This is a genomic window from Acrocarpospora macrocephala, from assembly GCF_009687865.1.
Lineage (GTDB): Bacteria > Actinomycetota > Actinomycetes > Streptosporangiales > Streptosporangiaceae > Acrocarpospora > Acrocarpospora macrocephala.
Genome location: NZ_BLAE01000082.1, coordinates 40,932 through 51,836, shown reverse-complemented (window position 1 = coordinate 51,836; position 10,905 = coordinate 40,932). Strand labels below are relative to the sequence as shown.

Sequence of the window (10,905 nt, the reverse complement as noted above, 5' to 3'; positions counted from 1 at the left end):
CTAATAGGCCGAGGACTTGACCACAAAGCAGTTTTTGCTGCGGTGGTTGTGCTGCGCTCTAGGGCATGCGTGTCGTGTTCTGGGGCTGCGCGAACTGTTTGTGGCATTGGTTTTGCTCGCGTCCACTATGTGATTCTGAGACAACAAGCAGGCGCACGTTTGTGTGTGTTGGTTGTTTGTTTCATAGTGTTTCGGTGGTTTTAGCGGTGGGGAAACACCCGGTTACATTCCGAACCCGGAAGTTAAGCCCTCCAGCGCCGATGGTACTGCACCGGGGACGGTGTGGGAGAGTAGGACGCCGCCGGACAATCTTTATCGAAGGGCCCCAGCCGAATGGTTGGGGCCTTTCGTGTTTTCTGGGCCAGGTCAGATCGGCCGAGGCGTGGCCGCGAATTTGCTCAACTGCAGCCATCGGCCGAGGTCCCGGCAGGCACTCGCCAGGCCCCGAATACGCAGCGCCCCCGACCGCTGCGACTGCTCCCACCCCACATCCCCCCGCCAGATCCGCGACATCTCCAGCAACGACGTCTCCACGGTGACCGCCACGTCGTACCCCGGATCGAAATCGCAGATCTCGGCGCCGTCCCGCGTCATGACCAGCCACCATCGCCGGACAGCCGGAATCACCTCGGGAAACACCACATGCACCACGGTGCGTCCCGGCGGCAATGCGGTGAGATCGACGCTGCGGTGCATGTCCCACAGCAGCAAATGCGGATCGAGATCGGGATCACCCAGCTCGGGAACCCACCGCGTCCCCCAGGCTCCGAGCGCGTCCACGACCGGCCCCAATTCCTTCCCGGCCGGAGTGAGCACATACCGCTTGTCGTCGGTCCGCTCGGCGACCCCGGCCTGGACGAGCTCCCGTAGCCGCCGGCTGAGCAATGTCGGCGACATCTTCGGCACACCCCGCCGAATCTCATTGAAATGCTGGCTTCCAGCCATGAGTTCCCGCACGACCAGCAGCATCCAGCGCTGATCGAGCAACTCGGCGGCCTTCGCGACCGGGCAGAACTGGCCGTATCCCGTCATAGGTTGAACGTAAGGCCCGCCGCGCCCGCATGCCAGTACACAATGTGTACCGCCGCCGCTCCACTTCCCGCACTATCGACCACCGCCCTCGCGCCCCGAGGGTGGAAGCAACAGCGACGTGGAAGAACGCAAGGAGCACGACATCATGACCACCATTCGCGACCAGGCCGCCGTCCTCATGCCCCACCTGGCCGGCTACACCGCGCACCGGACCATCGCCATCGGCATCCGCCAGGGCCTGATCCGCGCCCTGGCCGAGACCCCGAGCGGCCTCACCGCCGACAAGCTCGCCGCCGACCTGGAACTCGACCCGTTCTACGTCGCCACCTGGTGCCGGGCCGCCTACGGCGCCCAGGTCTGCGACCGGCAGGGCGAGACGTATTGGCTGGAACCGCACATGGCCACCCTCCTGCTCGACACCACCAGCCCCGCCTACGTCGGCGGCGTCTTCACCGTCCTCGAACAGGACGAGATGTTCGGCCGCTTCGAGCGCGTGCTCGCGTCCGGGGAGCGCCTGTGGTGGGACGGCTGCGACCCCGGCTTCATCGCCGGAGTCGCGGGCACCGGAACCCCGTTCTACACCCGCCTGATCCCGGCCGGCCTGGACCAGATCCCCGGCCTCGCCGAGCGTCTCAGCGCCGGTTGCAGGATTCTGGAGACCGCCTGCGGCTCCGGTCGTGGCCTGCTCCGGCTCGCGGGGGCGTACCCCGCCTGCGAGCTCACCGGAGTGGACGGGGACGCCCACTCGGTCGCCAACGCGGCCAAGCTGCTCGGCGCCGAGGGCGTGCGCGCCGAGCTGGTCACCAGCCCGCTGGAGACGATGGCGCCGGGGGAGGGGTTCACCCTGGTCCTCAACAACATCTCCATGCACGAATGCCGTGACATCGACGAAGTCACCCGGCGGAGCATGGACGCCCTCGAATCCGGCGGATGGTTCGTGATCTCGGACTTCCCGTTCCCGGCCTCCGACGCCGGGCTGCGCGAGGTGCCCGGGCGGATCATGTCGGGGATCCAGTTCTTCGAGGCGCAGATCGGGGACCAGCTGCTGCCCCGCGAGGCGTACGACGAACTGCTGGCCAGGCACGGGTTCACCGAGCTGGGCTGGTTCCAGCTGACCCCGATGCACGCGGTCACCTACGGGCGCAAACCGTGAGGGGGGCTCGCGCAGTCGCCATCACTTGCTAGGCTGGACGGGCCGGGCCACCCCACCAAGCTGGGTGGCCTTCGTCGCGTCGGAGCAGGGACGCGAGCCGAGATATGCCCGAACCGCGCAGCCGCCTCCGAAACGGGACGCCGAGCCGTACGCGGTGAGCGAGCGACAGAGGACAGAAGTGAACAGAGAAGACGGGCGTGACGGCGCGGGCCGTGGCGAAGAGAACAGCGACCGGGCCGGTAGCGGCCATCGAGAGCGGCGCGATGACGCCCCTGGAGCCCGTGGCGACCGGCCCTTCCGCGCGGACAGCCGAGGCGGCCCCCGCGAGTCCGGCAACCGATACAGCTCCGACGACCGGGGCGGACGCCCCTTCCGCCCCCGCGAGGGCGACTCCCGAGGTGACTCCCGCGGCGGTTCCGGCGGCCGGTACGGCTCCCGCGACGACCGCCCCCAGCGGCCCTACAACGATCGCGGCGACCGCCCGCAGCGCTCCTACGGCGACCGTGGCGACCGCGGTGACCGGCCTTCCGCCGAGCGCGGCGACCGTCCCCAGCGCCCCTACGGCGACCGCGACGCGAACCGCGGCGACCGCCCGCAGCGCTACGGCGACCGTGACGCCACCCGTGACCGGTACGGTTCCGACCGAGGCAACCGTCCGTTCCGCGAGAACGACGGACCCCGGCGATCATTCAACGAGCGCGGCGACCGGCCCCAGCGGCCTTACAACGATCGCGGCGACCGGCCCCAGCGCTCCTACGGCGACCGTCCGCAGCGTTCGTTCGACGATCGCGGTGACCGGCCCCAGCGGCCCTTCAACGATCGCGGTGATCGGCCCCAGAGGTCATTCAACGACCGGGGCGATCGGCCTCAGCGCCCCTACGGCGACCGTCCGCAGCGGCCGTACAACGACCGTGGTGACCGCCCGGCGCGGCCGTTCAATGACCGTGGCGACCGGCCGCAGCGGCCGTTCAACGATCGCGGGGATCGCCCGCAGCGGCCTTTCAACGACCGGGGAGATCACCCGCAGCGGCCGTTCAACGACCGCGATGACCGGCCGAAGCGGTCCTTCGACGACCGTGGGGACCGTCCGCAGCGGCCGTTCAATGATCGTGGGGATCGGCCGCAGCGTTCCTACGGTGATCGTGATTCGCGTGGTGGCGGTGGTTTCGGCGGCCGTTATGGCTCGCGGGATGACCGGGGCGGGCGTTCCTTCAACGATCGTGGCGATCGCCCGCAGCGGTCGTTCGAGGATCGCGGGGATCGTCCTCAGCGGCCGTTCAACGACCGGGGAGATCGCCCGCAGCGGCCGTACAACGATCGGGGAGACCGTCCGCAGCGGCCGTTCAACGATCGTGGGGATCGGCCGCAGCGTTCGTATGGTGATCGTGATTCGCGTGGTGGCGGTGGTTTCGGCGGCCGTTATGGCTCGCGGGATGATCGCGGCGGGCGTTCCTTCAACGATCGTGGTGACCGCCCGCAGCGGTCGTTCGAGGATCGCGGGGATCGGCCGCAGCGCTCGTTCAACGACCGCGACGACCGGCCGCAGCGGCCGGTCGACGACCGTGGCGATCGGCCGCAACGTTCGTTCGATGACAGGGGTGATCGTCCGCAGCGGTCGTCCGATGATCGTGCGGGGGTGCGGCCGTTCAGCAGGGACGCCGAGGGTAGCCGGGCGCGTTACGGCCGGGAGGAGGACGCGCCGCAGCCGAAGGAGCGGGAGCAGCTGCCCGAGCTGGACGCGGACATCACGCCGGACGAGCTGGACAAGGAGGCGCGCGACGAGCTTCGCTCGCTTCCCGGTGATCTGGCCGACCTGGTCGCCAGCCATCTGGTCGCCACGGCCAGGGCCTTGGAGCAGGAGGACCCGGAGCGCGCGTATGAGCACGCCAAAGTGGCTCGCAGGTTCGCCGGCCGGATCGGGATCGTCCGGGAGGCGACCGGGATCGCGGCCTACCACGCCGGTCAGTACGCGGAGGCCCTCGGCGATCTGCGGGCGGCCCGGCGGATGACCGGGTCCGACGCGTACCTGCCGATCATGGCCGACAGCGAGCGTGGCCTTGGGCGTCCGGAGCGTGCCCTCGACCTGGTGAAGTCCAAGGAGGCCGAGCGCCTGGACCGGGCCGGCCGGATCGAGCTCGCGATCGTCGAGTCCGGCGCCCGCCGCGACCTCGGCCAGCACGACGCGGCCGTGATCACCCTCCAGCGCATTCCCGAACTGCGCGACCCCCAGCCGAAGCCGTGGTCGGCACGCCTGGCCTTCGCGTACGCGGACGCGCTGGCGCACGCGGGCCACGAAGCCGCCGCCACCGACTGGTTCGGCCGCGCGATGGCCTTCGACGAGGAGGGCGAAACCGACGCCGCGGAACGCTACGCGGAACTGACCGGCGCGGTCATCGAAGACGTCGAGGAGGAATTCGAGGACGATCTCGACGATTCCCTCGACGACCTGCCAGTCGACCTCGGCGACCTTCTCGACTCACCGTCGGACACGAAGGACACCGAGACCGACAGCAGCAAGCCCGACAACGGGAAGACAGATAACGCGAAGACCGACGCAGCGGAAACTGACGCGGCGGAAACTGACACGCTGAAGACCGACGCTGCGAAGGCTGACACGGCGAAGGCCGACAACTCACCGCAAAACGAGGGTGAGGAGTCCGATGATGAGGAGTCCGATGATTCTGTCGAAGAAGCTGAGATCGTCGCGGAAGCTGCGCCGAAGTCGGAAATTTCGGTAACTGAGCCGGAAGAAGGGGACGCTGAGCCCGCCGTAGAGCCCACCACCGAGACGGCGACCGAGCCTGTCGTCGACGAAACGGCCGCTACCTCCACGACGACCGAGTCTGCGAGCGATGAAACGCCTGCCGAGCCGACCTCAACCGGCCCGGACCAGGCGGCCAAGCCCGAAGATCCGATTGTCCCGCTCGGCCCCGCGTTCATCGAGCCCGACTTCGGCGACGTCCTCGACGACCCGAAGCCGAAGCCCGAAGCCTGACCTAAGCGCCGAAGGCCGACAGAGCTGGCGGACGGAACTGAATGCGGACGGAGCCGAATGTAGACGGGGCCGAATGTAGACGGAACGAACGCTGGCGGAAACGGATCCTCGCCCACCCGGGCGGGGATCCGTTTCGCGTTACCGTGGCACTTCCACCCGGTCAAGCCAATGCAGAATCCCCGCCACATTCGACGGCGCTCCACTGAGCAACTCGAAATGTTCGGCCGTCTCGTCCGCGCCACGCAACGCCGCGTACCGCTCCTTGGTCCTGTCCCGCACCATCGCCACCGCATGATCGAGATCAAGCCCCTCGGACCGCGCCTGCTTGGTCAGATCCACCCAGACCCGCAACTCCTCCGCGGACCTCTCCAGCACCGCCGCGACATCGTCAACCGGCCCATAGTGGCTGAACAACAACCGCTGCGGCCCGAGCGCCTCGAACAACGCGATCGACCCGAGCGCCGTCTCCAGATCAAAATCCGGCGGCGGCGTCGCAGGCCGGAGATCACCGGTCTCCGGCATGTACACTCCGGCCGCGTCCCCCACATACAGATCCCCGGTGAGCGAATCGATCAGCCCGACATGATGCTTGGCATGCCCCGGCGAGTAGTGACTGGCCAGCGTGCGCCCGTTGCCGAGATCGATGACCCCCGTATCTCCCAGGGCCTTGATCCGCGCCGCCTCGGTAGGCGCGAGCGCCCCGAACAGCACATCCAGCTTGTCCCCCCACACCATCGCCGCACTGGCCATCAACCGCGACGGATCGACCAGATGCCGCGCCCCCTTCTCATGAACCACGATCTCCGCCGCCGGGAACATCCCCGCGATATCCCCGACCCCACCGGCGTGATCCAGGTGAATATGCGTCACCACCACCGTCGCCAGATCCCCGGCCCCCACCCCCAGCGAGGCCAGCGCGTCCCGCACCACCGGCGCCGACGTGGCGGTCCCCGTCTCCACCAGGCAGGGTCGATCCCCCAAGATCAAATAACCGGCCGTAATCCCGGAGAACCCCGCCATCCGAGTATCGATCTCATACACATCCCCGCCCAGCGGCGTCACATTCTCCACAGGCCGAGCCTAACCAGCCCGCCCAGATTCCCGCGTGGCACCCGCATCTTTCCCGCGGGAGGTAAGCACGATCGCCACGTCACCCACGGCGGATGCGCCTTCTCGGGCCGGTATGGCGGGAAGTACGCGATCGCCACGTCACCCACGGCGGATGCGCCTTCTCGGGCCGGTACGGCGAGAAGGAAGGCGGACCTGATCGGCGAGCAACCCGGCGGCTTCAGCCTGCCGCGAAGGTGCGGAGAATCAGTCCCGTGGCGGGCTTGGGCGCGAATGACGTCGACTTGCGCGGCACTCGCTCCCCGTTCGCGGCCACCGCGAACACCTCATCCGCCTTCAGCGGATTGAGCAGGACAGCCGTCCCCGAGTGCGCCCGGGCCAGCCGCACCGCCGCGTCCGTGTCATGATGCACGATCAGCACCGCCTGCTCGTCGTCCTCGATGCCCCACACCTTCGGCAGCAGGAACTCGTTGAGAATCGAGGTCCCCAGCGACCGCCACCGCGCCGACCTGTCCCCCTGCATCGCGTGCTCCACCTGCATCCGATCCGGATCGGTGAGCAGATGCGCGTTACCCTCCCCGGCCAGCACGAACGCCGGCCCTCGAGCCGACGCGAGCCCGGCCAGCGCGTCTTCGAGCGAGCTGAACTCCTGCACCTGCCAGGCGCCCTTGGCCCGCGCCGCCGCCTCCTCCAAGGGCAGACTGGGAATGACCCGATGAATCGCCTTCAGATCCGGCGGATACGCGGTGGAGTCCACCAGCAGCGCCAGCCCGGAGTCCCACGGCCCCGGCACCCCTCGTTCCTCGCGCAACGCCTGATAGGTGGCGAAACGGTGGTGCCCGTCCGCGATGAGCGCCTGCCGCCCCGCCAGGTCCGCCGCCACCGCCGCGATCTCATCCGCGCCGGTCACCGCCCAGAGCCGGTGCCGTACGCCATCCCGGCCGTGCAGGTCCAGCACCGGCTCGCGCCCGGTCGCGACCTCGTCCACGAGCGCGGACGCGGGTCCGCCCCCCGCGTACAGCAGGAAGATGGGCTCCAGATTGGCCCCGGTGCTCCGCATCAGCGCCAGCCGGTCGGCCACCGGTCCCGGCATGACGTTCTCGTGCGGCAGCACGGAATCCGAGTCCACCCCCACGGCGCCGATGAGACCGCGCTGGAAGACGCCGACGCCGCTCTGCTCGTACACGTAGAGGGCGGGTTCCGGGTCGGTGACCAGCACGCCGGAGGCCAGCCAGTCCTCCAGCAGCACGTGCGCGTCCGCGTAGTGGCCGGCGCCGGGAAGGATCAGCCGCACCACATTGTTGGGATGGACGTCCAACAGAGCCTGGGCATCGCCGGGGGAAATAAGATCGTAAGGCGGGGACGTGACGGCCGCGATGTCGTCGACGTCGTATCGCACACCGTGGAACGGACGCAGCACTAGTCCCGCCCGTTCAGAACTCTCCATACCGGGCATGTTGCCATAAACGCCCGGACTCCCCACGGAAGCGGTGCCCGGTTCGTCAGGAAATCGGTTCGCAGGAGGCCTCACACATGATCCATGCACAGGACGGCGGCGCTGATTCCCCCGGCGGCCCAGCCGGGGACGTCTACGACTGGTACCAGCGAGGCGTCAAACTCCTGGAAGAGGGCAGCCCGGCCGCCGCCGCGTCGCTGCTGGAGCGCGCCGCGGACGCGGAACCCGGCTCGCGCAGCATCCGCGAGGCGCTGGCCCGCGCCCAGTTCAACTCCAAGCGGTACGCGGAGGCCGCCGACAGCTTCCGCTGGATCGTGAACGCGAACCCGGCGGAGGACTACGCCCACTATGGTCTTGGCATGGCATTGTGGCGCACCGGCGACATCGAGGGCGCGCAGGAACCGCTGGCGGTCGCCGCGGCGATGCGCCCCGACCTGCGGCATTACGTCTCCGCCCTGACCCAGATCCGCGCCACCCTGCACGCGAGGCAGGCGTGACCCTGATCGACCGGTATGACACGCTTCTGCTCGACCTCGACGGTGTCGTCTACCTGGGCAGGAACGCCGTCCCTGGCGCGCCGGAAGCCCTGCGGGCCGCCCGGGACAAGTCGGTACGGCTGGCGTTCGTCACCAACAACGCCTCCCGCACCCCGGCCGCCATCGCCGAACACCTGACCCACCTGGGCGTGGCCGCCGCCCCCGAGGACGTCGTCACCTCCGCCCAGGCCGCCGCGCGCCTCATCGCCGAGCACGTGCCGCCCGGCTCCCCGGTCCTGGTCGTCGGCGGCACCGGCCTGCGCGGCGCCCTGCGCGACTTCGGCCTGCGCCCGGTCACCACCGCGCTGGACGCCCCCGCCGCCGTGGTCCAGGGCATCTGGGAAGGCATCTCGTACGGCCTGCTGGCCGAAGGCGTGCTGGCCGTCCGCCAGGGCGCCTGGTTCGTCGCCGCCAACGCCGACACCACCATGCCCACCGCGCGCGGCGAACTCCCGGGCAACGGCTCGATGACCCAGGTCATCGCCACCGCCACCGGCGTGCGGCCCGTCGTCGCGGGCAAGCCGGAGCCCCCGCTCCACCGCGAATCGATGATCCGCACCAACGCCGAATCCCCCCTCATCGTCGGGGACCGACTCGACACCGACATCGAGGGCGCCACCCGCGCGGATGTCGACAGCCTCCTCGTCCTCACCGGCGTGACCACGCCCCTCGACCTGCTCACCGCCGTCCCGGCCCACCGTCCCACCCACATGGCCGCGGACCTCTCCGGCCTGCACGCCCCCGCCGCCGAGATCCACCGGTCGGGCGGCGACTGGAGCTGCGAATCCTGGACCGCGTCCTGGCGGGGCGGGCGGCTGCACCTCACCGGCGCGGGCGAGCCCATCGACGCCCTGCGCGCCGCCTGCGCCGCGACCTGGGCGGCGGTCGGCGAAACCGCCGCGGACGAGGACGCCGTCAAATCCGTCCTGCACGCGCTGCCGCAGCGCTGAGGCCGCTACAGCAGCCGGCGCAGGCGCAGCAGGTCGCCGAGGCTGGCGTCGATTTTGACGCGGCCGCCGAGGAGTGCCCTGGCCATGTCGAGCTCGCCGTTGACGAGGGCGAGCAGGTCCTCGCTGCGGATGGTGAGCCTGATCTCGGGCTGCTGGCCGTCCGGCGGCGGGGCTTCCTTGAAGGGGTCGAGGCCGTTGGGGTGGATGCGGCCGTAGAAGGTGACGTCGAGGTCGGAGATGCGGCAGGAGAGCCTTCGCTCGACCACGTGACGGGCTCGATCCTCGTCACTGATCTCGTCGAACTGCTCGACGAGTTTCTCCAGCGCAGCCCGGCATTCTTCGACGCTCGCCATGCGTCCACCCCTCTATATGCGGACCGGTCAAATGCCTCTACACCTCGGACGGTAGCGTTCCACATGAGTACTACGCGAAATCTGGCACGTGGGGGCGTGTCAGGGATAAGGGGGTTCGCATGGTGTTCGAAGCACTCCGCGGGTACGTCCAGGTCGCCACCGGGCTGACCGACGTGACCAAAGCGAAAGCGCAGGCCGCGGTCAAGGAGATGATGTCCTCGCGGGACGCCGGCCTCGGCCAGGTGTCCGCCCAGGCCGGTCAGCTCGTCGAGGAACTCGTCGCGGTCGGCAAGGCCAACCGCGAGCAGCTCACCAAGATCATCCGCACCGAGGTGGACAAGGTCCTGCTTGTGCTCGATCTGGTACGGGCGGAAAAGGTCGACCGCCTTCAGGACCGGGTCGAGGAACTCGAATCCCGCCTGTCGGCGAAGTCCACCGGAACGGCCACCCGCACCACGGCCCGTTCGGCGACCGCACGTTCGGCGACCGCACGTTCGGCTTCGGTGAAACGAGGCCCGGCGAGCAAGAGCCCGTCCACCAAGGCCACCACGAAGACCACCAAGGCCGCGAAGGCCACTACGAAAGCCACTACGAAGGCCACGAAGGCCACCGGCAAATCCGCTGCGAAATCCGCGGCGAAGCCGGCCGCGAAATCGGCGACCAAGCCGGCCGCGAAATCCACCGGTAAGCCGGCCGCGAAATCCGCTCCGGCCAAGGCGAAGAGCATCTCCGCCGCCGGGACCGCCAAGCGCGTGTCCACGCGAGGCGCCTCGTCCACGCCCGCGAAGCCCAGGACCGCCACGTCCAGGACTGCCGCGACCAGGACTGCCGCGACCAGGACCGGCACGTCTCGGACTGCCACGTCTCGGACCGCCACGTCCCGGACGAGCAGGACCACGAGGAGCACGCCGGGTTCCTCGCGGAAGGTGGCGGCGGCGGCCGGGGCGAGCCGGACCAGGGTCACCAGCGCCCGCATGAAGCCCGCCGCCCGTCCGGCCGGGAGGAAGATGTCGGCGGCTTCCGATAGCGTCAGGGCCACCGGCGCCACGAAGCCGGCCACCACGCGAAGCCGTACCAGCACGAAGGCGAGTGGAATCGCTCGGAAGACGACGAAGGCGGCGTCCGCGAGCCGCGCGATCGCCAAGACGGCGGGCAGGATCGCGAGCAAGGCGGTGGCCAAGCCGCTGAGCCGGGCTACGGCCAAGTCGGCCAGCAGAGTCAGTTCGGCAGTCGTCAAGCCGGGCAGGATGACGGCGGCCAAGGCCGGTGTTAAGACGGTCGGCGGCAAGATGGCCGCCGGAAAGGCGGCCGGAGCGAAGAAGGGCGTGGCCGCTGGGCGGCCCGTGGCCAAGAAGGCGGTGG

At 69.4% G+C, this 10,905-nt stretch carries 10 protein-coding genes and 1 rRNA gene; 5 read left to right on the top strand and 6 right to left on the bottom strand.

Annotated features, from left to right (window positions below):
* Positions 1–190 precede the first annotated feature (190 nt).
* Positions 191–307: ribosomal RNA gene (gene rrf, locus Amac_RS46395) — 5S ribosomal RNA — on the top strand.
* Between the two features lie 59 nt (positions 308–366).
* Here rrf and Amac_RS46390 read toward each other — a convergent pair.
* The gene (locus Amac_RS46390) at positions 367–1,032 is read right to left on the bottom strand and encodes a winged helix-turn-helix transcriptional regulator (protein ID WP_155360828.1); all 666 of its coding nucleotides are present in this window, start codon (positions 1,030–1,032) and stop codon (positions 367–369) included.
* 145 nt (positions 1,033–1,177) lie between these two features.
* Between Amac_RS46390 and Amac_RS46385 the strand changes: the two genes are divergently transcribed.
* On the top strand, positions 1,178–2,185 hold the full coding sequence (locus Amac_RS46385; protein WP_155360827.1) for a class I SAM-dependent methyltransferase: 1,008 nt from the start codon (positions 1,178–1,180) through the stop codon (positions 2,183–2,185).
* Between the two features lie 841 nt (positions 2,186–3,026).
* Here Amac_RS46385 and Amac_RS46380 read toward each other — a convergent pair.
* Entirely contained in the window at positions 3,027–3,764 is a 738-nt protein-coding gene (locus tag Amac_RS46380; RefSeq protein WP_155360826.1) for a hypothetical protein, read from the bottom strand.
* A 57-nt stretch (positions 3,765–3,821) separates the two neighbouring features.
* On the opposite strand from Amac_RS46380, the gene Amac_RS46375 reads away from it, so the two are divergent.
* Positions 3,822–5,180, top strand: coding sequence for a tetratricopeptide repeat protein (locus Amac_RS46375; protein WP_155360825.1), 1,359 nt, complete (start codon positions 3,822–3,824; stop codon positions 5,178–5,180).
* A gap of 138 nt (positions 5,181–5,318) precedes the next feature.
* Here Amac_RS46375 and Amac_RS46370 read toward each other — a convergent pair whose 3' ends face one another.
* Together Amac_RS46370 and Amac_RS46365 are read right to left on the bottom strand one after the other, a co-directional pair.
* Entirely contained in the window at positions 5,319–6,251 is a 933-nt protein-coding gene (locus Amac_RS46370; protein ID WP_246269142.1) for an MBL fold metallo-hydrolase, read from the bottom strand.
* Positions 6,252–6,468: 217 nt separating this feature from the next.
* Positions 6,469–7,695 (bottom strand): DUF1015 family protein, encoded by a 1,227-nt coding sequence (locus tag Amac_RS46365; RefSeq protein WP_246269141.1) that lies wholly within the window; start codon positions 7,693–7,695, stop codon positions 6,469–6,471.
* An 86-nt stretch (positions 7,696–7,781) separates the two neighbouring features.
* Here Amac_RS46365 and Amac_RS46360 point away from each other — a divergent pair, with 86 nt between their 5' ends.
* Both Amac_RS46360 and Amac_RS46355 read left to right on the top strand, forming a co-directional pair.
* On the top strand, positions 7,782–8,201 hold the full coding sequence (locus Amac_RS46360) for a tetratricopeptide repeat protein (RefSeq protein WP_155360823.1): 420 nt from the start codon (positions 7,782–7,784) through the stop codon (positions 8,199–8,201).
* Entirely contained in the window at positions 8,198–9,190 is a 993-nt protein-coding gene (locus Amac_RS46355) for an HAD-IIA family hydrolase (RefSeq protein ID WP_218041687.1), read from the top strand. Before Amac_RS46360 ends, Amac_RS46355 begins: the two co-directional genes overlap by 4 nt.
* A 5-nt stretch (positions 9,191–9,195) precedes the next feature.
* Here the strand turns inward: Amac_RS46355 and Amac_RS46350 are convergent, their stop codons facing one another.
* Positions 9,196–9,543, bottom strand: coding sequence for an SCP2 sterol-binding domain-containing protein (locus Amac_RS46350; protein ID WP_155351903.1), 348 nt, complete (start codon positions 9,541–9,543; stop codon positions 9,196–9,198).
* Positions 9,544–9,931: 388 nt separating this feature from the next.
* Complete coding sequence (locus Amac_RS46345) at positions 9,932–10,780, bottom strand: hypothetical protein (protein ID WP_155360822.1); 849 nt, start codon at positions 10,778–10,780, stop codon at positions 9,932–9,934.
* Positions 10,781–10,905 lie beyond the last annotated feature (125 nt).

Coding starts and splice junctions, on each gene's coding strand:
- Amac_RS46390 (WP_155360828.1), bottom strand. CDS start 1,032: ATGACGGGATACGGCCAGTTCTGCCCGGTCGCGAAGGCCGCCGAGTTG.
- Amac_RS46385 (WP_155360827.1), top strand. CDS start 1,178: ATGACCACCATTCGCGACCAGGCCGCCGTCCTCATGCCCCACCTGGCC.
- Amac_RS46365 (WP_246269141.1), bottom strand. CDS start 7,695: ATGGAGAGTTCTGAACGGGCGGGACTAGTGCTGCGTCCGTTCCACGGT.
- Amac_RS46360 (WP_155360823.1), top strand. CDS start 7,782: ATGATCCATGCACAGGACGGCGGCGCTGATTCCCCCGGCGGCCCAGCC.
- Amac_RS46350 (WP_155351903.1), bottom strand. CDS start 9,543: ATGGCGAGCGTCGAAGAATGCCGGGCTGCGCTGGAGAAACTCGTCGAG.